Here is a 22,865-nt window from a genome sequence, read left to right as displayed (position 1 = left end):
CGTCAAAATTGCGCCCTTTCCCTGCTGCGCGTGCGCCGAGAGAGGCCACAACGCCACCGTTCCACCGAGCGCTTTGATGAAATCGCGTCGTTGCATTTCACTCTGCCCCAAGCAGTCGAGACCACGTCAAATCCACTCAAAACGAAGCCACCGCGCCATGGCCAAATGAAGGTTGGAAAAAGCCGAACTAATTTCAATGCCGTAACCAGTCGCCCATGATTCTCCTCGTCTGCAACCGAGGAGAATAACCACGCAGGATCAAGCGAATGCTATACCCGCACCTCCTAAGCGGGTGCCTTGGAACAAGGGCAAGGTGACCGGAGCAAAGCCGCCGTAGCGGCCCAAACATGTCTGGTCGATCCGGACGAAACTTCAGATCGAAGGGCGCGCTCGGGACCTTGCCATGTTCAATTTGGCGATCGACAGTATCCTAATCAACAAAGGTGTCGCCTCCCTTCTCCGTAGATCTACGTGGATTGCTCACGCACAAGCCAACGATGAAGCGAATTCTTCGCCTAGCCCCGGTGCATTCTCATCCACGACCACGATAGTGACATTCCATCCTTCGCTAGCCCACACCTGCGCCTTAGCAATGGCTATCAGCGAACTGTTTCTCTTCATTCTTACAGTTTCGCTTTCTTTTTCCGCAACAATTTCAAAGGACATGTGAGTTCCCCGTACGCTGTACAGGGACACGGTTGTCCGTGCGTTTGACGGCAGTTCGCCGAAACGGTGTCGATATTGGGTGCCCTGACGGCCGAAATTAGGCAGGTTCTGTCGCCCGCCAGTGCCGATCCCGCAAACCAATGTCCGCTGTTGTTGGGATAGTGTTGCAAAAGTCTTTTTGCGGAAGGGACTCAAATTCTCCGAGCCGTAGGTGCGACGATCGAATAATAATGTGGCGGACTACGCCGCCGTGCGCCAAACTCACAGGCGATTCCGGTAATGGGTTTGAGGCTGCATTGATCCGCGATTGCCGCTTGTTTCGTCCTTTGGCGGAAAATCAGCCGCAGGGCTTTTTTGGGACTTTTGCAACACTATCGTTGGAAGAGCAGACTCCGCATCGACGGGGTCTGACCTCCGGGGTTTGACCCAATGTATGGTCCGGCCGTGCGTTGCAAGAGGTTTTCGTCGAGCTGGCGGTAAGCGGTCTTGCATCAATGTATCCGGTCTTTGATTGGAGCTGTTTCGCTCCGGACCATTATGGATAACCTCGCGTGTGCGCTCGGATTTTCGTGTGCACTGAGAATCCAAATGTGACGATTTGGCGTCCAATAGGGATAGATATGATCGTGGAAGTTGATCTTTGCCGAGGGCTCAATTTCTTTATCGCATTTGCCCGCGAGATTTCTCCTCCTTCTGCAGCCGGTTGCGTTTGACCTCATCGCGGTGAGGGAAGGGACAGCCGATCATCCGCGCCTTGGTGCGAACTGTTTCCTTTGCTCTGTTCAGTGCCTCGGCTGCTGTGCGTGGTGACGCGCCGGCGACAACTAGTTTGTTTAGGAGCCTTAGCTCGTCCGGGCTCCAACTTCGTCTCCTGAAACGAGGCATCCTACAACCCGTCAGACCACGTTTTCTCTGTCCCGTTGAAGTGCCTGGATGGTCGCGATGCGCGCGAACTCGACCGGGCCGCCTTCGTTAAAATATCGGACGCCGTCAGGATCTCCGGCAGGTTGCGTTCGGCTTTGGGGATAATCTTGGCGAGGTGCGCAATAGCCTCGCGCAGGGTCGCCAACTTGGTGGTGCCATCGTCCAGCACAATCGGCTCGGCAAAACGCTCATCCCAAGACACAATGCAACTCCGCAACAGAACTGGAATTCAACATACGGGCTCGCAATTGGTTCGGCCATCGCCCATTTGGGTGTTCTATGGGTGTAACACTGGCCTGTTTTAATCCTCAGTGGCCTAAGTTGAATTTCGGTGTGGCCTAATTCGGAAAATGGTGAGTCAGTTCGTCCACACGGTAAAGGCCACTGAAGCCGCGAAAATCAGAATCGCGAGGTCTTGGTTAACCGTTGACTAATGGCACCGGTTATTCGGCTGCAGAACGGCCGATTGCATCGCGTTGAATGAAGATTCTGTTCGCTCATGCTTCGATGTTGCGATGCAACATTTCGAACCCGTGCGATTATTTTGTCGGAGTTTGTGGCCGGCCCCGCGTTTCTGAAACAGCCGGTTATTTTGTCCGATCAACAGCGCGCTGCCTTGCAATTCAGCATCGCGCCAAGTTGTTGATCGGCAAAAACTAACCTCAATTTGGTCGAGGTTCGAACTTAATATTGCCCTGCCTCGGTTCCTTCAAATCTCAGTGATTTTTCCAGCTCGATTGCTGGAGGTCATTTCCGCCCTCAAGGCGGACTTTTGCCGAGGGGAACAGACAATGGAAGCGGTGGGACGTTGCGGTCTTGAGATTGTATCTCGCGGGCTGACGCGGGTTACGTCGCACGGTGCCGGATTTGGTATCCGGCACTTTGCTTCAAATTTCCCACCAAACTTTGCATCTCATTCGGATCGACTGCGGATTTCTCCGCGCGACGGACATACCCGCTTGGAACCCTCGTCTATCGCATCCAGAGAAACGTCCACAGGCCTGCTACTGCGGTGCCATGCGGTGACTGCGGTGTAACAGCCAAGCATTATGAGGAGTAGCATATGAGTACCTTGAATGAACAGGACCATCTCAATCCCAACGATCCCACGTACTATGCACCGCGCTGGTTGCGTGAAAGAGCAGAGCTGCGATTACCCTCTTCGCGCGCAACAAGTTCCGCCAGGCGCCCTGTTTCCTCTCCACCTTCTGTTGACGCTTTGCTTGAGGATGCGGTTTCCGAGGGCCTGCGGCGTCCACTCGACCCTGAGGTGATTGACGAACCTCCGGGGTTCGTGCGTGAACCGGATCGGCGAACGGCATTGATGAGTGTCGCCGGTCGCTTCGCAGCAGCCGTCGGCGTTTCAGCCCTCGTGGCGTTGTTCTTCGTCATTGTGGTCCCTGTTTCGCGAGATTATGCCCGGCAACCGGACGCCGGTGCTTCGTCCTTCTCCGGGATCTTGCAATCAATAAGAGCCACTCTCTATCAGCCGTCTCGGAGAGACGATGACTCGAAACCCGCTCTTTCCGAGTTTCAGACGATCCTGGCGTCAACCAGGACCAGCCCGCCTGTCATGACGCACGAGCAGTCCGAAACGCTACTTCAACAATTTCTGCAATGGCGCCAAAAACCTGACTCGACCGAAACATCTCAATAGCGGAACCGATCAATCAAACGGGGGAGAAGCGACGATGCCTGATCACGGGTCCAATGTGCCCTTGGTTGCGGAGTCGGCGATGCCCCCCCGTTGGATAACGATCCTATTTGGTGTCTTGCTCGCAAGCGCTGCGAGCGCAGCGCCTGGTGACAAGACGGACGTTGTACGCAACCTTGCAGGCCGCGTCGGACCGATCATTGGTTCAGCGCTGGCCTGCCAGGACATCGCGCGGCCCCGTATTCAGGTTATCGTCGATAAGTTCACGGCTGTAATCAAGGAAGCCTCGTCCAACGAGGCTGACCGTGACGACCTCACGCAGCTGTTCGATCGCAGCGTCGCGAGCGGCCATGGCGCCGTGACAACAGGCAAAGTCGATTGCAGACTAGCAGAACGCCAGCTCGCTGATCTTGAACGGTCGGTCGCCGGGCCAGCTTTGTCCGGTGCAATTGCACCGTCTTCCGCCGCCGCCGCCACAACATCCGCACCGCCAGCTGCCGGCACCACAACCCGTGGTGTAAGCGATCGAGAAATTCGGTTCGGAATCTCGGCACCCTTTTCCGGCCCTGCAAAAGAGCTGGGGCGCCAAATGAAGCTCGGGATCGATACCGCTTTCAACCGGATCAACGACGCCGGGGGCGTGGACGGCCGGATGCTCAAGCTGATCTCGGCTGATGACGGTTATGAGCCGACGCGGACCGCCGAAACCATGAAGCAGCTTTACGAGAAAGACCAGGTATTCGGCATCATTGGAAATGTCGGAACCCCCACCGCGGTCGTTGCGGTACCATACGCACTCGAGCGACGACTGTTGTTCTTCGGCGCTTTCACGGGTGCGAATGTGCTCCGCAACGATCCTCCCGATCGCTATGTATTCAACTATCGTGCGAGTTACGCGGAGGAAACCGACGCCGTGGTGCGTTATCTGGTAAAATTGCGCCGGCTGCGGCCTGGGCAGATCGCTGTTTTCGCCCAGCAGGATGCATATGGCGATTCGGGATTCGCCGGCGTCGCGAAGGCATTTCGTGCGCTCGGCGCCAGCGACAGCGCGATTCTGCGTCTTAACTACAAGCGAAACACCGTGGATGTGGACGAAGCGGTTAATCAGTTGAAAGCGCAGAAGCCGCCAATCAAAGCGGTAGTCATGGTTGCAACTTATCGGGCCGCCGCAAGGTTCATCGAGAAGACGCGCGACCTCTATCCTGGAATGATTTACTCCAACGTGTCGTTCGTGGGCAGCACCGCCCTTGCCGATGAATTGATGCTATTGGGAGCGCGCTATGCCACCGGCGTAATCGTGACGCAAGTGGTGCCGGCGGTTTCCGGTTACTCGAGTGTGGTTCTCGAATACAAAAATGCCCTTGCCAAATATTTTCCTGGCGAGGCGCCGGATTACGTGTCGCTCGAGGGCTACATCTCGGCAAACGTCCTTATCCAGGCGCTCAAACGTGCTGGACCGCAACTCGATACCGAGAAGCTCGTCGACGTCCTGGAGGGTATGCGCGATCTCGACATGGGTCTTGGAGCCACTCTCAGTTATGGCCGCGCTGAACACCAAGCCTCGCACAAAATATGGGGAACGGCGATTGATGACAAGGGGAAGTACCAGGCGATCGAACTTGAATAAGCATCGATGTCATCGCTTGTAAGGGCATAGCTCAGGCGAGCCGCAACGTGAGCTGGCGGTCGCGGCCCTCGTGGCGCTCGACGAAATCCTGAATGCTCGATGGAACGTCGCGCAGTTGGAGATCGCAGCGGCGACGAAGTTCTTGCGCGATCTCCGATGAGACGTCCTGCGACCAGCTCTCGGCGGTGTTAAACGCGACGACACGAATGGGATTTCGGTATTGACCGTCCAAAAGATCGACGATCAACGTTTCAAGATCGGTGCCTTCAAGATCGGCTTCGCGAAACACACGGCCACCATCGCCGAAGTCGTCAACGACAAGGTACACGTTCTGGTCGTCGCCGTTCGGGACAATCGACGGGGTCCAGCTCCGACGCATAAGCAACTCCCAACAAACGCAAGCAGCGGCCATTTTAGCACGAAACCGGGAATCGTTCCTGCACAAAAGCAAGGCCCTCGGATCGCTCCGAGGCCCTACCGGCATGAAGGGGTACATCGCTGTCCTGTACCGAAGACCGTATCCGCGTAATTTATTGCAGCGCCCAAAATTTTGCGCAGCGCGCTAGATCTCAATTCGACACCCGTCCCTCGCTCAGCAGCCACCCGTGCACGATTTGCCACTTGTCTCGACCTCTTGGTTGAAAATCCAAAAGCGGAGACCGCGCCTCTTGCAGCTCAAGAAAGAACTTAAACGAATCTCGGGCGCTCGCCCTCCTGGGATTGATAGACTGCGTTTGGACCCATCGGTCCCACTCCCAGATAATCAGAGGCTTCACGTCTTGCTGTTTCATTCAGCACACGCCCGGTTGAATTGCGAAATACCAATCTGCGAGAATGGCAACGTTCGAGCAAATGGTTACAAAATCGTTCTCTTCCTATGAGAAAAGACGACCTCAAATCCCTAAGATGTTAAAATCACTCTCGGCTCCCGCCTTTCCTAATAGACACTCGAACGGGTGCGACCCCCCACCCGAATAGCCGTATGGGAATGACGGCATATCTGCTTACTCTGGCAATGATCGGCATCGTGATAATCCTGATAACGGAGAATTGCGCATGACAGGCCAGATTATCCAATTCAGGGATTACCAGAATCCACGCGATCTCGCGCCGACGCACGGCGATATCGAAACAAGTCTGGCAAAACTAAACCATATGGCGGCTGAAATATTTAACGCCTTGATGATTGACACGGCCGCGACGGAATATAGCGCCCCTGAAAAGACCCTGCGTGATCACTGAGGACAAGCTTTATCGCGTCGGTTTGATAGGGAATTTCGCCTCTGGTAGCCGTGGTCTCGCAGGCGGCACAGCATGCGCATTTGGTCGGACGGCTAGGTCTCTCAACGCACCCACCGTCCCTTGTGAAGCGCCAAAATCTGAATTTTCCTGTTGATCGTCGGGAACCGCCACATTTTCCGAATCATCGAAGAGAAAAGTGCGGTCCCGTCAATGCAGGAGGACGCGATGGAAAATTCGCCCGCCGAAGAGGCGATCAAGTTCGCTACGTTTGGGCGGCGAAAAGTCGCGCCTCGCGTTTGCATCGCCGACGGCAAGCGGCACATTCGGAAGTTCCTCGGAGAGGCTCTGGAAGAACTCGGCTTTATCACCTGCGAGTGCACGCAAGTTGGCGAACTGAGCGCGGTGCTCGATGGACAAGCGCCCGACCTCGTTATCGTAGGGTTGTCGACAGGCGGGATCGAGGCGGCTGGGATGCTGGAAGCGCTCGCAGCAAGATCATTCGACGGTAAGGTTCTCCTGCTTGGCCCCCGCAACTCGTTGATGCTGGCGGCCGTCCAAGAACTCGGCGAGCATCGCGGGATCGCGATGTTGCCGACGCTCGCCACGCCTTTTGACAGCAGGAGTTTGGGCAACAGTGTCGCTCCGCTGCTGCCCACCGAAGCGCCGCCGAGCCCCGTGATCGAAGCGGCCGAAGCGCTGAACGGAGGCTGGGTGGAACTATGGTACCAGGCGAAATTCGACGCACACACGCTCGCACTGTGCGGCGCCGAGGCGCTCATACGCGTCCGACATCCGACCTGGGGTGTCATTGCGCCAGCGTATTTTTTGACCGATAAGGACGACCCCTTCCTTTCCGCTTTATCAGAATTCGTGATTGGCCGGGCGGTTGAAGATTGGCGCAACTTCATCCAGCACCGGGCCATTGAGATCAGCATCAACCTACCGATGACTTTTTTTCAGGACCCAAAATCGGTCGCGACTCTGCGCCGGCAGATGCCGGATCACCCGGCCTTCGAAGGGCTTATCATTGAGATTGACGCCGCTGATGTCATTTCTAACCTGGACTTGGCGAAAGCGGCCGCCAGACAGCTTCGGTTCAGCAACATCGGCATCTCAATCGATGATCTTGGATCGGAATGGCCGTCGCTGGTTGGACTTCAGGACTTTCCCTTTGTCGAGATCAAGGTCGATCGACAATTCATCGCCGGCTGCGCCGACGATCGCTTGAAGCAGGTCGTATGCCGCCAAATCCTCGACCTTGCGCGTGGCTTTGGCGCTCGCACCGTAGCCGAGGGCGTGAAGACCCGAGCCGACTTTTTCACCGTGCGCGATATGGGTTTTGATCTGGTGCAGTGCTTTCTGTTTGCGAAGCCTATGACGGCACAAAAGTTCGCGCTGACCACGCTGCGCCGCTCCGTGGCGATGCCATAGTGATATGCGGGCTGGCCTGTCCACTAAAGCTGAAAAACACGGGGAAATTCGCCTTGGCACAAATGCGAAGTGCCAACTGGCTCTGAAATTGTCTGCTTTCGGGGGTAGACGGGAAGTGATCGGCGCATGGTCAGAATGACGAGATTGACCAAAACCAAACATTGACCGGCAAACGTCCGGCAACCTGCCGATTCCTGTCTTGGCGCTCGACAGGGTACAACTACTCCACACCCGAATCGGCGTAACCGATATCACGTCTATCGCCCGCACGTTCCAATCCGAATTGACGACTCGGCTTTTCGCTTGCCGAGGACGAGATTTCTCCTTGAGGTCGGAAGAGGTCTGTCGAGTTGTGCGGAGCGATTGCGACCAGGGAGAGCGACTATGAATTTTTGGCAGCTGTCGGATGGAATCCGACTGCATCATCAGTCCCATTATGGGCATGATGGCCATGGCGCGCCTGCTCCCGGATGGCCGGACTCTTCACCGTATTCCACGATTGACACTGGCGACAATGGCGCCGGCGATGGCGGCAACGGCTTCTTCTCCGAATTGGAGGTGAACGCTCCAGTCGCGATCTTCAGTCCGCTTGACGCCTCGCACGCCAGCATTCACGGCAAGACTGATGCCCATCAGTCCAACATAGTTCAGATTGATCAACATGTCGTTCAGGTTGCAGGCATTGGCGGCAACGGTGGAAACGACAACGTGGCCGCTGGCGGAAACATTTCCGCCCTCGAGGCCCACTCCGGCTCAGCCCATGCCTGGCTTGGCTCCGGTACGATCGACAGCGGAGCCAATACGGCCGGTAACGGCGGAAACGGCTATTTTTATGGAGGCATCATTCACGCCTCCATGGTCGTGTATGAACCCATCAACATTAGTGTGGCGGTGGGATACGGTTCCATTGCCGAAGCTGAGCAGACGAACAATGTGAATTTCAATCAATCCGCCGTTCAGATGGCCGGTATCGGGGGGAACGGTGGCGACGGCAATATCGCGTCGGGTGGCAATGTCGGCATTTCTTCCTCCGGCTCCCACGTGATCGCGACCGGCGGCAACAGCGCCGGCAATGGCGGCAACGGCACCTTCTCAGGAACGCTGGTGGATGCCCCTGTCGTCATCTACCATCCGATAAACATCGCGGTCGCGGGCCCCGGCGGCACGGCCGAAGCTTCTCAGTCGAATACGGTGGACATCAATCAAGCTGCTATCCAGATAGCGGGTGTCGGCGGCAATGGTGGAAACGGCAACGCCGCCATCGGCGGCCACGTGTCTACGCTCGGATCCGGTTCTGCGTCAGGTGGCTGGGAGATCCAGAGCGGCGGCAGCCATGCCGGCAACGGCGGAGACGGCTACGCTTACGGAGGCCTCGTCCACGCATCTTTCGCGCTGTATGACCCGATCAACATCGCGGTGGCGGGATACAATTCCAGTGCGAACGCCACCCAGACCAACAACGTGCATCTGGATCAATCCTCCTCACAGATGGCCGGCGTGGGGGGACATGGCGGCAGCGGCAACGTGGCAATGGGTGGGAATGGCAGCATCCTCTTCTCGGGCCTGGGCGGCGGCTCCGACGCGATCGCAACCGGGAGCAACGGCGCGGGCAATGGCGGCAGCGGCCACTTCTCGGGGAGCCTCATCGATTTCAGTGTCGCGATCTATGCTCCAATCAATATTGCGATCGCGGGCCCCCATTCGACGGCCGAAGCGCATCAGGTCAACAACGTGCACATCGACCAGAGCGCGATCCAGATGGCCGGAATCGGCGGCAACGGCGGCCACGGCAATGTTGCGCTGGGCGGTGACGTTGCCATGCACCTTCTGTCCGATCTTCATTTGATGTCATAGAGCGACAACGCGCACCAGTTGTCCGGCTCGATGTTCAGACCAAGGGTGTGCCGGCGCTCTGGCACGCCGCCGATCTTCGCGCCATCGAGACGCCCACGAGGCATGTAAGCCTTTCGTGTGTAGCCCATCGAACCGGATGACATGCCATTTGGCATCTATCCCGTTCAAGCAAGCTCGGATCACACTCGGCGCGCAAATCCGTTATCCTGATCCTGACGGATGACGCACGAAAACAAACTCATCACGGAGGCTCGCATGAAGATCGCAAAGCCATCAATTCACGTTTCCGACTCGATCGAATTCAAGTCGATCAACACCGGCGGCAACAGCGCCGGCAATGGCGGCGAAGGTAGTTTCAAGGGATACGTCGTCAACGCGCCGACGCTCAACTTCGATCCATCCAACACGGCGAACGGCGCAAGCGTGCATGTCAGCACCGGCGATCACGTCGATCAAAAGGCCTATTGGGACGCAGGCAAGGCGAGCGCGGAGGCTGAGAAGTGGTCAAAGGCCTATGCCAACGCCAACTCGAACGGCGACCAGAAGTCGTATAGTGGCCACGACACATCCAAGGTCTATGCCAATACGACAGCCACCCAGGACAACTCGCTCTGGGTCGACCAGCACCAGGCCGTGATGGCCGGCATTGGCGGCAGTGGTGGAAGCGGCAACCTCGCAATGGGCGGGAACGTGGACTTCCAATTCGACACTTCCATCTAACCGGCGGCCCGTCAGGCTGGCGAAGACCGGCGGCAGGTGCCGCCGGTCCATTTGGCGCCGGTCGATCTGTCGCCACGTCGGATTGACGGTCGAGCGAAGTCAAATCTCTGGCGGTAACGACGATGCTGATGCCGTCCATCCGGTTAAATATCGTTCCGCCTCCACAGACCCCGCTGCAGGCGGCCCTTTGGGCTTGCGCAGGCCCGCTTGGCCTCGTGTTCGCATACAGTTGCAGCTACAATCTGCTGCTCTTTGCTCCGTCCATCTACCTCCTTCAGATCTATGATCGCGTCTTGTCGAGCCACAGCATCGACACGCTGCTGATGCTCACGCTGATCGTTGCGCTCACGGTTGTGGTCGGAAGCGTGCTTGATGCTTTGCGGCGCGGCATATTGGGCCGGCTCGCTGCGTGGTTTGAAGATCGGCTTCGCCCCAGCGTGCTGTCGGCTTCCCTGGAATACGCCTTCCGCGGCGATCCGGCACGCGCATCGGACGTCTATCGGGATCTTGCCGTTCTGCGCCAATTCATCGAATCCGGCGCTTGCCCGATGCTGTTTGACGCGCTCTGGGCGCCTCTCTTTCTCATGGTCCTTTTTCTCGTGCATCCCTTGCTTGGCGCGGTGGGTGCCTGCAACGTGTTTGTTCTCTTCGGCCTCACACTTGCCAGCGAGCTCCTCACGGAAGATGCAATGGCAAGGTCCAGCGCCGCGCTGTCCAGAAGTTATGGCCGGCTCATGACGGTTGCCGGCAACATTCACATGATCCGGACCATGGGAATGTTCGACGGCGCCGCGCGCCTGATCTACCAGTCCACGCAGGACGCGCGAAGCGAACAAGACCTGGCCCAGCGGCGATGTGAGATCATCATGCTCGTCGCCAAGCCGGTACGCGCGCTGGGGCAGGTCCTGATGATGGGCGCGGCCGCGTGGCTTGTCCTTGATCACGGCAGAAGTCCCGCCATCATTTTTGCCGCGACACTGCTATTCGGCCGCGCGCTCGCACCGGTCGAGGGCGCTATCGCGGGTTGGAAGGCTCTAGCGGCGGCCTTGAGCGCCTATCGGCGGCTCGGAGGCGTTCTTGCCGCCAATTCCGCTGTACCAAAAGAGACAGACGTTCCAACGGATCAACCGCGGGCCGGTCTCATGGTCGACAATGTTGGCGTGGTGCTGCGTGAGTCGCGGTGCTTCCTGCTAACCGGCGTCTCGCTCAGTGTCGCGCCTGGCGAATGCCTTGGCATCATTGGTCCGTCGGGTTCGGGCAAGTCAATGCTCGGCCAGATCATTGCCGGAATCTCACTGCCTACCCACGGTCGAGTCCTGCTCGACAATATTGACGTGTCGGTATTGCGCGAAGGGCGGGGCGGCCGTCACCTCGGATATCTGCCCCAGGACATCAACCTGTTTGGGGAAACGATAAGGGACAATATTGGACGGCTCGATGATCCCGATCTCCAGAAGGTCATCAAAGCCGCGAAGCTCGCTGGAATCCATGACACGATCATGCGCCTACCCGAGGGGTATGACACCCCTGTTCCCAATGGGGGCTTCGGTTTTTCGCGCGGATTTCGACAGCGTCTCGGCCTTGCGCGGGCGTTCTTTGGAGACCCGCGCCTTGTGGTTCTCGACGAGCCGAACGCCAGCCTCGACTACGTCGGCGAACGCGTGCTCTTGGATGCCATTGAACAAATGAAGATCGCCAACAGCTCGGTGATCGTCATCACCCATCGAATGGGTATTCTCGCCGCTACGAGCAAGATTGCCATCATGCAGGATGGCACGGTCACCGCATTCGGCGACAGCGAGGAAATCTTCGAAAGGCATTTAAGCCGACCCCAGGTTCCGTTGCAGGTTACTCTGCCCGAGAGTACCGGCACGGCCGCGAAAATATCGGCGGAGCAAGTTGTCCCGTGATCTGGAAGCGACAAGAAACGCAGGCGCCTTCGCCCGACCTTCTCCGCGAGCGTCGGTTCGGGGTCGTGATTACCGGAATCGACGAATTCGTGCCTCTTGAGTTTGCCTGGTGCTCGGTTCCGACGCCGACCTCGCCTCGCACGAGGCTTCGCGGTGTCACCCTGGCAGGCAATCTGCTCATACTCTGCTTTGTGCTTGGTCTGGGAACGTGGTCGGGCTTCGCGCCGCTTGAGAGCGCCGCGGTCGCTTCCGGCGTCGTGGAATCGGAGTCGAGCCGGAAAACGATCCAACACCTTGAGGGGGGCATCATCAGGAAAATTCTGGTCGCGGACGGTGATGTTGTCCGCGCTGGACAAACACTGATCTCGCTGGAGGACACCAAGGCCCGTGCCGAAGTCCAGAGCCTGCAAGGCCAGTTGTGGGACGCGACGGCACGAGAAGCACGGCTGCAGGCGGAACAGCACGGGCACGAGCGGGTATCGTTTCCGGCCAAGTTGGAAATGATGCAGAACGAGAGTCCGTCAGTCGCGGCCGTCCTTACCGCCCAGCAACGCATCTTCGAAACACGTCGGCAGGTCTTTCAATCGCAGGCGGCCGTAAATCGGGAAAAAAAGTCGCAGGTCGAAAAGGAAATCGAGGGCCTCAGGGCGCAGGAAAGCGCGGCCTCGAAGCGCGTCGAAATCGTCCGCGAGGAAGCCGCTACGGTCGCCATGCTCGTTGATAAGGGCCTTGAGCGGCGCCCGCGGCTTCTGAACCTCCAGCGGGAAATGGCTGACATCGAGGGGCGGCGGGGTGAAATTGTTGCACAGATCTCGCGCGCCGGGCAGGTCATCAACGAATCGCAGGCGACCCTCCTCAAATTAGAGAGTGACCGGCAAAGCGAGATTGCGCAGTCGCTGCGCGAGGCACAAAACCAGATTTTTCAGATCCGCGAGCGGCTACAGGCGGCCGAGGATCAACTCTTGCGAACGGCGGTCAGGGCGCCCGAGGACGGCGTGGTAACCGAACTGCGGATTCATACCCTCGGTGGCGTGATCGGCGCCGGCGCGCCTCTCATGGATCTGGTTCCGCGGCAAGATCGTCTCATCGTAACTGCGCGCGTCAGGCCTGAGGACATCGATGTGGTCCGTCCCGGACTCAGTGCCGATGTGAATCTCCTGCCCTACAACCAGCGCCGCGTACCACCGCTCCAAGGGACTGTGACGCAAGTCTCTGCCGACAGACTTGTCGATAAGCGCACCGATCAGCCATATTACGCCGCGAAGATTCGAGTGCATCCGCGGGTCGCTGGGATTGACGGTGTCCAGATTATTCCGGGAATGCCGGCCCAGGTGTTCATCAAGACTGGTCGCGGCACCGTGGCACTCTATGCGCTGAGGCCCCTGCTCGACAGCTTCAACAGCGCGTTCCGCGAGGATTGAGCGCTGCCAACATCGGGAGAGCAAGGCTACCTTCAAGATGGAGGCAGTCGTGAGCGTGCGTGACCGTTATGACCGGATAACCGTTGGCTCCAACGAAGCACCGCCTCGGTGCGGTTGTGAGCGGAACACTTCCGCATGATGTGTTGAATGTGCATCTTCACGGTGTTTTCCGAAAGCTTTAGCTTGACGGCAATCAGCTTATTGGGAAGGCCGAGCTTCAGCGCCTCGAGCACGTGTTGCTCGCGGGGCGTAAGGTCGACCATCGTCTGCTCGGGCACAATCATGGTGGCGCCGTTACCCGCGTGGAGGGCGGGTAGCTCGGGAGCGCCGTTGTATTCCGATATGGTGTTGAGGTTCGACGGATCACTTTGTCCAAAAATCGCCAGCGGTCGGTAGACCCCCCCGGCAAGAACAAGGCGCAATCCAGCGATAGCGACCTCGAGCGGAATCGAGGTCGGAAAAAAACCACGGACTCCCCGCTGCATCGCCGCCGAGGCGGTGGCATCGTCGTCGCGATTTGACAACAGCGCAACGTACGCGTTCGGACAGTACTCTGCGATCAGCGCAAGACTATCCTCGATCGAAGGATCAGTGATCCGCTTGTCCCCGGTATGCAGCGTGATCAATCGGACATCTCTTCCTGCTAACCAGTTCAGCCCGCTCGTCGTTGCCAATTCGACAAATTCGAAACCAGCAAGCTCTCTCTTGAGAATATTCAGGATGCAGGTGCGCGCCAGGACGTGATGCTCGATGATCACGAGTACCGGCGACTTTTGCGCTCCGTTGAGGGGTACTGCAGGATTGGCAAAATCGTCCATGATGTCCCCGATTTCAGAAAACTGCTGAACCACTCCATTAGTCCGGGATTTCCATGGAACCAGATTTGCCTCACACAGCCCTGCGGCCTGCGCGCAGGTGTGTCGGTCAGAGGCCCCTTCGGGTCCATCGCAGGCAACAAACTTCCGTCGCCGCTCTGTTTCCAGCACTAGTTGCAAATGTTGCGATACGCGGTCGCCGCCGCTGAACCAGCGGGACCATTGACAACGTATGCGTCATCATCCTTCACGAGATATAGAAACGGCCTATCTCCGGTATCTTCACCCGAAGCTTTTTTTCCTTTGACGCGGCCGCAAATGGTATCGACAGACTGCCCGAATGTATTTTTTCGGATGGCCCGTTTCATCTCAACGAAGTCGGCAGACGCTGGGTCCTCCAACTTCGCAGCAATCGTGGTCTTCGCCTTGATAATGACTGGATCGGACGTCTCGGCGAGCTGACCGGAAGCCGGAGGCTCGACTTTGGCCGCAATCGTGGTGGGTTTCGCCTTTTTCGTGGCGAGATGGATTCTATCGCGGACATGAGCAGACGACGGCTTTTGCGTCTTCTCCGCGATCGTGGACTTCACTCCTATTGTCGCGGAATTGGCCTTGAACGACGCTGGCTCTGCATTGGTCGGTTGATTAGCAGCCGTCCTGTCGAAACAGGCGAACCCGTTCGGGTCCGCGCATACGTCCATCCTCAGTTGCGGCGGCAACATGCAGCTACATCCGACCAACGTCGCGGCTAAAGTACCAATGAGAAGCGTTCTCATCCAACTCCCGCATCAGGGGCTGAGTTCCGCTCGCAATTCTTGCGATAGTCAAAACGTCAAGTTGATTGCCTATGTGTTGCGCAAAAAAGTTAAGCGCTCATTAAGCGTCCGGCCCTTGTCGCGGTAAGCTCCCGCATGGTTAATGTCGGCGCATCCAGTTTCGCGATAAGTGTGTAGATTGTCGGCGGGTCGGGCCACGCTGCTCAACAGGTCGATAGTTTACTCCACCGTCAGCGCCATCATCACGGCCTTGCTGATCATCGCGTTTGCGAGTGCCATGCTGCGAATGGCGCACGAGTACGGCGTTGCGATCTTGTTTATTGTAGCGCTGGTATTTTTCATCCTGTCGCTGGTAAATCTCGCCCGCGGGACGCGAATTGTGCTTCATGACTTCGATCATCACTTATAAGCGTGGATCATTTAACGATGCCGCACGCTCAAAATCGGAGAACATATAGCTGAGCCCGTAATCGGGGCTCTCCTGACATACGCAATGGCGTCCTGATGCTTTCAAGCCGCCCGAGCCGGTGCAAAAAAGGCCCCGGAGAAACCGGGGCCTCTGTTTTCACACAGCCTGCACCAAGGCAGCTATTTGCTTCGCGTGCCACTGTGAGATCTTGCGCCCGGCTTGGGTCACCTTGGCCGCAAGGCCTCCCAAGGCTTGAAGATCTGCTTGGCAAGTTCGCTGTAGAGTTCAAGAATCTTCTGCGACTCAGCGACAAAGTTCGCATAAGCCTGCCTTGCGAATTCGGTCTGAAGCTCAATCGCCTTGTCGAATGACTGCACGCCCATGAACTTCTCGACAAAGGACCTGGTCTCCTGGAACGACTTCTTGGTGTAGTCCCCGTAGGCAATCGCGATAGTTTGAATGCTGACTGGATGGCCGTCCGCCGGCGCGCCGATTGAGAGGGCATCCGCCGGTGCGGCTTTGCCGATTAAGGGCACATCCGCTGGGGGCGGTGCCCCGCTTGAGGGGAGCTCCGCCGGTGCGGCTGCGTCGTTCGTGGGGGCGTCATTTGACGCGATCATTGGGCCGATTTGATCTTCATCCCGCTGGTCGAACTTCGGGCTCTGCTGTTGATCAGTTTTTTGGCCCCGCCGGTCCGCCTTCCGGCTGCGCTGGCGGGGCTTATCGCTCGATTTGTCTTGGTGTGTGGTCGACATTGTTGAACTCCTCCGCTGTTCAAAATCAAACCAAACGCAAGGACTCCGCCATGTTTGCGATGGAATCGCGGTTCTGCCTTGTTCCTTACGCGGCGTTCATGTGGTGACTGGAACTCTGAATGGAACGCAGGCGGATACCTGACGCGCCCCAAGGCAGTCGAGGTCCGACTTCGGTCTATCGTTCAGGCGTATCGGCGAGGTGAGGAAACGCGCGCAGTCAGGGGGCGTACCAGCCTTCCGGAAACGGAATGAGCGGCAAGCCCAATTGGTTATCGTTTGCGGGTGTCGCCGGCTGATTGAAGGTTGACGGGTAGGTCAAAAAGTCCTCCTCCGGAGCAGGCGCAACGGCCGTTCTCACGGCATCCAGCAATCTTTCGAATTCAACTTCGCTTAGGGATTTCCATCGTGTACGCATCGCAATTTTCCCCAAAATCACCGACGCGTCATTGCAGGTTAGGTTGATGCGCTGCGGCGGGTCCAAACCATGCGATGATTTTGTCGAGTTTGTGGCTACCGGCGGCTTCAAGGCTTGTGTTAATGCCCGAGGATAAATGGCTTCTCGCAAAGTCGGCGTCGTTCCAAGGTTGTTGCTAGAAAAAAACTAACCCTACGGCCTGTCGTCATTTGGCGGATTCGCAAATCATCTGAAGCGTGATTCATAGGGAGCCTTCATTTTGGGAGGCTTTGCGATGAAGCGCTATGGATCGCGCGACGACCAGTTTGCGCGGATTGAGACTCTTCTGCCGGGCCGTCCCGGCACGGTTGGCCGCAGCAGCGAGCTTGGCAACCGCCTGTTTGTCGAGGCGGTGATCTGGAAATTCCGTTCAGGCGCTCCGTGGCGCGATTCGAGCGTTTCTTCAATGCCATCAAGCATTATCGAGGTATCGCGACACGCTACGAAAAAACTGCCCGCAACTTCCTTGCCGGACTGCACCTGGTCTGCGCGCTCGCTTGGCTCAAATGACGACAGGCCCTAGTTTCGTCGAGTTTTCGACCTAATAATGTCTTGGCTCGGTTCCATCAAATCTCGGTGACTTTCCGGTCCGGTTGCTGGAGACATTTCCGCCGTCGTCAAGGACGGTCAATTGCTAGGGGGAGGGGCAGTGGAAGCGATGGAAAGGCCGCGGTCTTGCGATCTTATTCGCCGGCCGACTTGGGCGCCGCTCGATGCAGAGACGCACGATCCAGATGTAGCATCGGACACTTTGATTCAAATTCTCCAGCTTGGCTTTGCAAATCGTTCGGACCGACCTCGGATTTTCCGGGGGCGACGGTGCTTACGCTTCGAACTTCCGTCCAACACATCCTGAGAGCACCCACGGCAGAGTCACTGCGGCGCCATCCGCGACCGCGGTGCAATTCCTAAGAGTTATGAGGAGTAGCGTATGAGTAGCCTGAGTGAGCACGAGCAACTGAATCCCAACGATCCTATCTCCTATGCACCGCGCTGGCTGCGCGAGAGATCGCAGTCACGTCTATCCCTCTCCCACGAAACAGTATCCGAGCCCGTAAGGAGCCCAATTTCCTCTTCAGCCTCGCTCGATAACCAGCTTGAGAACGCGATTTCCGATGCGTTGTGGCATCCACTTGACCCCGAGTTCATTCACGAACCGCCTGGGCTCGCGAAAGAGGATTGGCGGGCAACGGTGATTGCCATCGCAAGCCGCTCCGCGGCGGCCCTGGGCGTTTCGGCGATCGCCGCGTCTTTCTTTGTCATCATGGTCCCTGGGTCTTCTGCTCCTGGCATCATGCGGTCGATAAAGGCCGTTCTGCTTCAACCCAGCCAACGGGACGAGGGATCGAAGCCAGCGATTGCCGAGTTTGAACCAATCCTTGCGTCAGCGCAGACCAGGCTTGCGACGCACGAGCAGTCCGAGCAGCTACTGCAGCAGTTCCTGCAATGGCGTCGGAAACCCAACTCAAGCGAAACGTCTCAATGACAGAAAACGATACATCCACAAGGGGAGAAGCGAAGATGCCGAATCAAGCGTCCACTACGACCTTGGTAATGAGTTTGCGATGACCCCTCGTTGGATATCCGTACTGTTCGGCGCTTTGCTCGCGGGCGCCGCGAGCGCAGCACCCGGCAGCAATACCGACGTCGTTCGCGACCTCGCGGGCCGCGTTGGACCGATCATTGGTTCAGCGCTGGCCTGCACCGACGTCGCGCGCCCCCGCATCCAGACCATCGTCGACAAGTTCGCGGCTGTGATCAAGGAGGCCTCGTCGAACGAAGCCGAGCGAGACGACCTTACACAACTGCTCAATCGCAGCGCGGCCGACGGCCGTAACGCTGTGACAACCGGGAAGATGGATTGCAGGCTGGCAGAGCGTCAGCTTGCCGATCTTGAACGATCGATCACCGGGCCGGGGCCTACCCTGGCGGGTGTTGTAGGGCCGACTTCCGCCGCCGCCGCCACAGCAAACGCGCCGGTTCCGGCTGGGCCTCCGGTGCGCGGCGTCACCGATACCGAAATCCGGTTCGGAATCGCGGCGCCCTTTTCCGGGCCTGCAAAGGAGCTTGGGCGCCAGATGAAGCTCGGGATCGATACCGCTTTCAACCGGGTCAACGACGCTGGTGGCGTGAACGGTCGGATGCTCCGGCTGATCGCGGCTGATGACGGCTATGAACCGACGCGGACCGGTCCGGCCATGAAACAGCTCTACGAGAAAGATCAGGTATTCGGTTTCATCGGAAATGTCGGAACGCCCACCGCGGCCGTCGGAGTGCCCTATGCACTTGAGCGGCGGACGCTGTTCTTCGGCGCTTTTACGGGCGCGAATATCCTGCGTAACGATCCCCCCGATCACTATGTATTCAACTATCGTGCGAGCTATGCGGAGGAAACCGATGCCGTCGTCCGCTATTTGACAAAGTTGCGACGGATACAGCCCAGACAGATCGCCGTATTCGCCCAGCAGGACTCATATGGCGACGCGGGATTCGCGGGTGTCGCGAAGGCGTTTCGCACGCTCGGCGTCAACGACAGCGCGATTGTCCGGCTTAACTACAAGCGAAATACCGTGGACGTGGACGAGGCGGTAAATCAGTTGAAATCGCAGAAGCCGGCCATCAAGGCCGTGGTCATGGTTGCCAGCTATCGAGCGGCCGCCAAGTTCATCGAGAAGACGCGCGACCTCTATCCCGGAATGATCTACACCAACGTGTCCTTCGTCGGCAGCACCGCCCTCGCCGAAGAATTGGGGCTATTGGGACCACGCTTTGCCACCGGCGTCATCGTGACACAGGTAGTGCCGGCCGTTGCCGGCTATTCGAGTATGGTCCTCGAATACAAGAACGCCCTTGCTAAATATTTTCCCGGCGAGGCGGCGGACTACGTGTCGCTCGAAGGCTATGTTGGCGCGAACGTCCTGATCCAGGCCTTGAAGCGGACAGGCCCGCAGCTCGATACCGAGCGGCTTATCGACAATCTTGAGAGCACGCGCAATCTCGATCTCGGTCTCGGAATCCCCCTCAATTATAGCCGCTCGGAACACCAGTCTTCGCACAAAATATGGGGAACTGCGCTTGACGAAAACGGACGTTACCAGCCGATCGAACTGGAATAATAAGTGCGCAACGTCATGAGTGACCGAGAAAATGTCCTAAGCGCGCTATGCGAGAAGCCGCTTGAGGGTTACGAGACCATGAGACGCGCCAACGTCTCAAAATGGGCATCATTCCAACTCAGAGAAGAAATCTCGATGCCTAGCGATTTGGCTATCTCTTCTACCTCGCCCACCTCAAACAGGGCGTCGGGGAAGCTGACATTGGCCATGACGACAAAGCGGTCCCGGGCATCGCCGAGCACATGGGAAAGTCCTGGAGCCCCCGGATGTCCAACTTCTTCGCGCATCTCAAAGTCGGTGGTATGGGCCTCGATCCAAACGTTCGGGACGCCATCGAAACATTGAAGACTTTACGCGCGTAACAGCTGCCGATTGAATCGTGGGCCGTTGCGGTTCGTTCTCAAGTGATTGCAGAGCCCAATCAAAAAGACATTCGCCATGGTATCGACACACGATCGGGCTTCAGTCCCAATTGATTTCTCCGCAAGGATGCGAAGTCCTTTTGTGCCTCGCGGCACGCACTGCGAGCTTGCACGGACCAAGCGTCCGCCGCGCGGTTGTATCCGGCGTTGGAATCATCGAATGCGCTTGCGATCCTGGCGCATCTCGAAAATGTGCGGGCAGCAATGGAGCTTGCGCCGCGAAGAACTGAAGACACAGGATCCTAGGCGGCAGACCTGCCCGGCAAAAGGCAACTGCGAGGGAAGGAATCGATGACGACGATCAGTAGCGCTGGAGCCATGCCTCGCACCGGAGGTAGTATCCTCGACAAGGAACGAACGATTGCGACCGCCGGCTTCAACCGCTGGCTGGTGCCCCCCGCCGCGCTTTGCATTCATCTGTGCATCGGCATGGCCTACGGCTTCAGCGTATTCTGGCTGCCGCTCTCGCGCGCGATCGGGCTGACCGCGCCGAAGGCGTGTCCAGACATGACGCTGGTGCAGGAATTGTTCACAACGACCTGCGACTGGAAAGTCGCCAGCATGGGCTGGATGTACACGCTGTTCTTTGTATTCCTCGGCGTCTCAGCCGCGATCTGGGGCGGCTGGCTAGAGCGCGTCGGGCCGCGCAAGGCGGGCTTTGTCGCCGCACTGTGCTGGTGCGGCGGTCTCTTCCTTGGTGCGATCGGAATCATCACGCATCAACTGTGGCTGATGTGGCTCGGCTCGGGCGTGATCGGCGGCGTCGGCCTCGGTCTCGGCTACATCTCGCCGGTCTCGACGCTGGTGAAATGGTTTCCCGACCGCCGCGGCATGGCGACCGGCATGGCGATTATGGGCTTCGGCGGCGGCGCCATGATCGGCGCGCCGCTGGCGAACCTCCTGATGAACTACTTCAAGACCCCGACCTCGGTCGGCGTCTGGGAAACCTTCGTCGCGATGGGCGTCATCTACTTCGTGTTCATGACAATCGGCGCCTTCCGCTATCGCATTCCGCCGGCGGGCTGGCGTCCGGAGGGATGGACCCCGCCGGACAAGGCCAATGCGATGATCTCGCAGTATAACGTTCATCTCAAAGATGCGCACAAGACGCCGCAGTTCTGGCTGATCTGGGGGGTGCTTTGTTTGAACGTGTCGGCAGGGATCGGCGTGATCGGCATGGCTTCGCCGATGCTCCAGGAAATCTTCGCCGGAAAGCTGATCGGATTGCCGGATCTGGGCTTCAATGCACTCACGGCCGCGCAGAAGGCGACGATCGCGGGTATCGCAGCCGGCTTCACCGGGCTGCTCTCGTTGTTCAACATCGGCGGCCGCTTCTTCTGGGCGTCGCTGTCGGACAAGATCGGCCGCAAGAACACCTATTACTGCTTCTTCCTGCTCGGCATTGCGCTGTACGCGCTGGCGCCGACGTTTGCGGCGATGGGTTCAAAACTGCTGTTCGTGCTCGGCTTCGGCATCATCCTGTCGATGTATGGCGGCGGTTTCGCCACCGTGCCGGCCTATCTCGCCGACATGTTCGGTACGCAGTTCGTTGGCGCCATTCACGGCCGTCTGCTGACGGCGTGGTCGACCGCCGGCATCATCGGTCCGGTCGTGGTGAACTACATCCGCGAATTCCAGCTCGCGGCCGGCGTCAAGCCCGACCAGCTCTACAACACCACGATGTACATCCTGTGCGCGATGCTGATCGCCGGTCTGATCTGCAACTATCTGATCAAGCCGGTCGATCCGAAGTGGTACATGCGCGAAGCAGAAGTCGCAAAACTGCAGACGGCGACGGCGAGCGCATCGGGACCCTCCGGATCGTTCGGAATCGGGTTCGGCGGGCTCGACGCGAGGGCCGCGCTGTTCTGGGCATTCGTCGGACTCCCACTTGCATGGGGTGTCTGGATCACGCTGCAAAGCGCGGCCAAGATTTTTTGATGATTGATTAAAGGCCGTGGGACGGTACCAACCTCAACGCTCCACGGCGTTTCCGTTTCCCCGTTCGCCGCGGTGCACCACATCGTTACAGTGGCTCTCGCAGACATCGGGCCGTTGCGGAGCCCCAAAGGCGCCGCCGAGGGCGCGAATCAAAAATGCTGTTCCGTCAAAGCAACAAGAACCTTGTGGCAGCGCGGATGCAAGCACGGCGTCGGCAAGACAGTCTTCCTGACGTGATAATAACGGACCGACTGTGCGATATTGACCACCGGGTCCTCGGCGCGGACGGTTATTTCTAGTTACAGGGCAGGCAACTCATGCGGAGAAGGTCATGAGCGACAACGTGACGTTATTTCCGAACATCCTGCAGCCAGCAACTGCTTTGAAGGCCTATGCACCGATAGGCGTCAAGTTCTGGGAGAACCAAGAAACCGCGCTCGATGGCTTGAAGGAATTTGCCGACGGTTGGTTTGCGCGGCGTCGTAAGAGCACGCAAGCGGCGCTTGAAGCGGCCAAACAGATCGGCGAAGCCGCGACACCCTCCGATGTATTCCGGGAATATCAGAACTGGCTTACGCGAGCGATGGAACTGCTCGCGGAGGATGGCAACGCCTATCAGCAACAATTGTTGAAGGCCGGAGCTAACCTAAGCGCAAGGCCGGAAGCGCCGCAGACCGACGAGCGTCGAACCGGCTAACGCCCCGGCCAATACCTCACTGCTTTCGTCA

22 protein-coding genes and 1 pseudogene are annotated in these 22,865 nt (G+C 58.1%); 16 read left to right on the top strand and 7 right to left on the bottom strand.

Annotated features, from left to right (window positions below; all coding sequences use genetic code 11):
• Positions 1-271 precede the first annotated feature (271 nt).
• Positions 272-433 (top strand): annotated as a pseudogene (locus B5526_RS38825) (tyrosine-type recombinase/integrase); the annotation flags it as partial.
• 47 nt (positions 434-480) lie between these two features.
• Here the strand turns inward: B5526_RS38825 and B5526_RS03270 are convergent.
• Entirely contained in the window at positions 481-666 is a 186-nt protein-coding gene (locus B5526_RS03270; protein ID WP_079536826.1) for a hypothetical protein, read from the bottom strand.
• 886 nt (positions 667-1,552) lie between these two features.
• Entirely contained in the window at positions 1,553-1,792 is a 240-nt protein-coding gene (locus B5526_RS03265; RefSeq protein WP_079536822.1) for a hypothetical protein, read from the bottom strand.
• A gap of 861 nt (positions 1,793-2,653) precedes the next feature.
• On the opposite strand from B5526_RS03265, the gene B5526_RS38820 reads away from it, so the two are divergent.
• Positions 2,654-3,247, top strand: coding sequence for a hypothetical protein (locus B5526_RS38820; RefSeq protein WP_244562187.1), 594 nt, complete (start codon positions 2,654-2,656; stop codon positions 3,245-3,247).
• A gap of 79 nt (positions 3,248-3,326) precedes the next feature.
• Positions 3,327-4,871, top strand: coding sequence for an ABC transporter substrate-binding protein (locus B5526_RS03250; RefSeq protein WP_079536818.1), 1,545 nt, complete (start codon positions 3,327-3,329; stop codon positions 4,869-4,871).
• A gap of 31 nt (positions 4,872-4,902) precedes the next feature.
• Here B5526_RS03250 and B5526_RS03245 read toward each other — a convergent pair whose 3' ends face one another.
• The gene (locus B5526_RS03245; protein WP_079536816.1) at positions 4,903-5,250 is read right to left on the bottom strand and encodes a hypothetical protein; all 348 of its coding nucleotides are present in this window, start codon (positions 5,248-5,250) and stop codon (positions 4,903-4,905) included.
• Between the two features lie 677 nt (positions 5,251-5,927).
• On the opposite strand from B5526_RS03245, the gene B5526_RS03235 reads away from it, so the two are divergent.
• From B5526_RS03235 to B5526_RS03210, 6 genes are all read left to right on the top strand, one after another.
• Positions 5,928-6,113 (top strand): hypothetical protein, encoded by a 186-nt coding sequence (locus tag B5526_RS03235; protein ID WP_079536811.1) that lies wholly within the window; start codon positions 5,928-5,930, stop codon positions 6,111-6,113.
• Positions 6,114-6,338: 225 nt separating this feature from the next.
• A complete protein-coding gene (locus B5526_RS03230; protein ID WP_079544655.1) occupies positions 6,339-7,544 on the top strand; it encodes an EAL domain-containing response regulator in 1,206 nt (401 codons plus the stop codon).
• 384 nt (positions 7,545-7,928) lie between these two features.
• Positions 7,929-9,398, top strand: a complete 1,470-nt coding sequence (locus B5526_RS03225) for a hypothetical protein (RefSeq protein WP_154071106.1) — start codon at positions 7,929-7,931, stop codon at positions 9,396-9,398.
• Positions 9,399-9,653: 255 nt separating this feature from the next.
• Entirely contained in the window at positions 9,654-10,118 is a 465-nt protein-coding gene (locus B5526_RS03220) for a hypothetical protein (RefSeq protein WP_079544653.1), read from the top strand.
• 122 nt (positions 10,119-10,240) lie between these two features.
• Positions 10,241-12,028 (top strand): type I secretion system permease/ATPase, encoded by a 1,788-nt coding sequence (locus tag B5526_RS03215; protein ID WP_079536809.1) that lies wholly within the window; start codon positions 10,241-10,243, stop codon positions 12,026-12,028.
• Entirely contained in the window at positions 12,025-13,449 is a 1,425-nt protein-coding gene (locus B5526_RS03210) for an HlyD family type I secretion periplasmic adaptor subunit (protein WP_079536807.1), read from the top strand. Before B5526_RS03215 ends, B5526_RS03210 begins: the two co-directional genes overlap by 4 nt.
• A 32-nt stretch (positions 13,450-13,481) precedes the next feature.
• Here the strand turns inward: B5526_RS03210 and B5526_RS03205 are convergent, their stop codons facing one another.
• Both B5526_RS03205 and B5526_RS38815 read right to left on the bottom strand, forming a co-directional pair.
• Positions 13,482-14,267, bottom strand: coding sequence for a response regulator transcription factor (locus B5526_RS03205; protein ID WP_079544652.1), 786 nt, complete (start codon positions 14,265-14,267; stop codon positions 13,482-13,484).
• Between the two features lie 167 nt (positions 14,268-14,434).
• Positions 14,435-14,986, bottom strand: a complete 552-nt coding sequence (locus B5526_RS38815) for a hypothetical protein (RefSeq protein WP_244562186.1) — start codon at positions 14,984-14,986, stop codon at positions 14,435-14,437.
• A 232-nt stretch (positions 14,987-15,218) separates the two neighbouring features.
• On the opposite strand from B5526_RS38815, the gene B5526_RS03195 reads away from it, so the two are divergent.
• Positions 15,219-15,449, top strand: a complete 231-nt coding sequence (locus B5526_RS03195) for a DUF2721 domain-containing protein (RefSeq protein ID WP_079536805.1) — start codon at positions 15,219-15,221, stop codon at positions 15,447-15,449.
• A 224-nt stretch (positions 15,450-15,673) separates the two neighbouring features.
• Here the strand turns inward: B5526_RS03195 and B5526_RS38810 are convergent, their stop codons facing one another.
• A complete protein-coding gene (locus B5526_RS38810) occupies positions 15,674-15,943 on the bottom strand; it encodes a phasin family protein (RefSeq protein WP_433994635.1) in 270 nt (89 codons plus the stop codon).
• A 950-nt stretch (positions 15,944-16,893) separates the two neighbouring features.
• Here B5526_RS38810 and B5526_RS39690 point away from each other — a divergent pair.
• From B5526_RS39690 to B5526_RS03170, 3 genes are all read left to right on the top strand, one after another.
• The gene (locus B5526_RS39690; protein WP_079536803.1) at positions 16,894-17,181 is read left to right on the top strand and encodes a transposase; all 288 of its coding nucleotides are present in this window, start codon (positions 16,894-16,896) and stop codon (positions 17,179-17,181) included.
• Positions 17,182-17,589: 408 nt separating this feature from the next.
• The gene (locus B5526_RS03175) at positions 17,590-18,144 is read left to right on the top strand and encodes a hypothetical protein (RefSeq protein ID WP_079536800.1); all 555 of its coding nucleotides are present in this window, start codon (positions 17,590-17,592) and stop codon (positions 18,142-18,144) included.
• A 79-nt stretch (positions 18,145-18,223) separates the two neighbouring features.
• Entirely contained in the window at positions 18,224-19,774 is a 1,551-nt protein-coding gene (locus tag B5526_RS03170; protein ID WP_079536798.1) for an ABC transporter substrate-binding protein, read from the top strand.
• A gap of 68 nt (positions 19,775-19,842) precedes the next feature.
• Here the strand turns inward: B5526_RS03170 and B5526_RS39685 are convergent, their stop codons facing one another.
• The gene (locus tag B5526_RS39685; protein WP_172841927.1) at positions 19,843-20,061 is read right to left on the bottom strand and encodes a hypothetical protein; all 219 of its coding nucleotides are present in this window, start codon (positions 20,059-20,061) and stop codon (positions 19,843-19,845) included.
• On the opposite strand from B5526_RS39685, the gene B5526_RS37370 reads away from it, so the two are divergent.
• The 3 genes from B5526_RS37370 to B5526_RS03160 all read left to right on the top strand — a co-directional run bounded on the left by B5526_RS37370 (position 20,017) and on the right by B5526_RS03160 (position 22,834).
• Entirely contained in the window at positions 20,017-20,136 is a 120-nt protein-coding gene (locus B5526_RS37370; protein WP_154071102.1) for a hypothetical protein, read from the top strand. The genes B5526_RS39685 and B5526_RS37370 overlap by 45 nt on opposite strands.
• A 351-nt stretch (positions 20,137-20,487) precedes the next feature.
• Positions 20,488-22,137: an OFA family MFS transporter gene (locus tag B5526_RS03165; protein WP_079536796.1), complete on the top strand. Its 1,650-nt coding sequence runs from the start codon at positions 20,488-20,490 to the stop codon at positions 22,135-22,137.
• Positions 22,138-22,468: 331 nt separating this feature from the next.
• A complete protein-coding gene (locus tag B5526_RS03160) occupies positions 22,469-22,834 on the top strand; it encodes a phasin family protein (protein WP_079536794.1) in 366 nt (121 codons plus the stop codon).
• The last annotated feature ends 31 nt before the right edge of the window (positions 22,835-22,865 follow it).

Source organism: Bradyrhizobium lablabi, assembly GCF_900141755.1.
Classification (GTDB): Bacteria; Pseudomonadota; Alphaproteobacteria; order Rhizobiales; family Xanthobacteraceae; genus Bradyrhizobium; species Bradyrhizobium lablabi_A.
Note: the sequence above shows the minus strand (reverse complement) of the source record. Positions and strands in the feature narration are given on the sequence as shown.

Excerpts from the sequence above, each read along its gene's own strand:
- B5526_RS03270 (WP_079536826.1), bottom strand. The coding sequence starts at position 666 with ATGTCCTTTGAAATTGTTGCGGAAAAAGAAAGCGAAACTGTAAGAATG.
- B5526_RS38820 (WP_244562187.1), top strand. The coding sequence starts at position 2,654 with ATGAGTACCTTGAATGAACAGGACCATCTCAATCCCAACGATCCCACG.
- B5526_RS03250 (WP_079536818.1), top strand. The coding sequence starts at position 3,327 with ATGCCCCCCCGTTGGATAACGATCCTATTTGGTGTCTTGCTCGCAAGC.
- B5526_RS03245 (WP_079536816.1), bottom strand. The coding sequence starts at position 5,250 with ATGCGTCGGAGCTGGACCCCGTCGATTGTCCCGAACGGCGACGACCAG.
- B5526_RS03235 (WP_079536811.1), top strand. The coding sequence starts at position 5,928 with ATGACAGGCCAGATTATCCAATTCAGGGATTACCAGAATCCACGCGAT.
- B5526_RS03230 (WP_079544655.1), top strand. The coding sequence starts at position 6,339 with ATGGAAAATTCGCCCGCCGAAGAGGCGATCAAGTTCGCTACGTTTGGG.
- B5526_RS03225 (WP_154071106.1), top strand. The coding sequence starts at position 7,929 with ATGAATTTTTGGCAGCTGTCGGATGGAATCCGACTGCATCATCAGTCC.
- B5526_RS03220 (WP_079544653.1), top strand. The coding sequence starts at position 9,654 with ATGAAGATCGCAAAGCCATCAATTCACGTTTCCGACTCGATCGAATTC.
- B5526_RS03215 (WP_079536809.1), top strand. The coding sequence starts at position 10,241 with ATGCTGATGCCGTCCATCCGGTTAAATATCGTTCCGCCTCCACAGACC.
- B5526_RS03205 (WP_079544652.1), bottom strand. The coding sequence starts at position 14,267 with ATGGACGATTTTGCCAATCCTGCAGTACCCCTCAACGGAGCGCAAAAG.
- B5526_RS38815 (WP_244562186.1), bottom strand. The coding sequence starts at position 14,986 with ATGTTGCCGCCGCAACTGAGGATGGACGTATGCGCGGACCCGAACGGG.
- B5526_RS39690 (WP_079536803.1), top strand. The coding sequence starts at position 16,894 with ATGAAGCGCTATGGATCGCGCGACGACCAGTTTGCGCGGATTGAGACT.
- B5526_RS03175 (WP_079536800.1), top strand. The coding sequence starts at position 17,590 with ATGAGTAGCCTGAGTGAGCACGAGCAACTGAATCCCAACGATCCTATC.
- B5526_RS03170 (WP_079536798.1), top strand. The coding sequence starts at position 18,224 with ATGACCCCTCGTTGGATATCCGTACTGTTCGGCGCTTTGCTCGCGGGC.
- B5526_RS37370 (WP_154071102.1), top strand. The coding sequence starts at position 20,017 with ATGGGAAAGTCCTGGAGCCCCCGGATGTCCAACTTCTTCGCGCATCTC.
- B5526_RS39685 (WP_172841927.1), bottom strand. The coding sequence starts at position 20,061 with ATGCGCGAAGAAGTTGGACATCCGGGGGCTCCAGGACTTTCCCATGTG.
- B5526_RS03165 (WP_079536796.1), top strand. The coding sequence starts at position 20,488 with ATGACGACGATCAGTAGCGCTGGAGCCATGCCTCGCACCGGAGGTAGT.
- B5526_RS03160 (WP_079536794.1), top strand. The coding sequence starts at position 22,469 with ATGAGCGACAACGTGACGTTATTTCCGAACATCCTGCAGCCAGCAACT.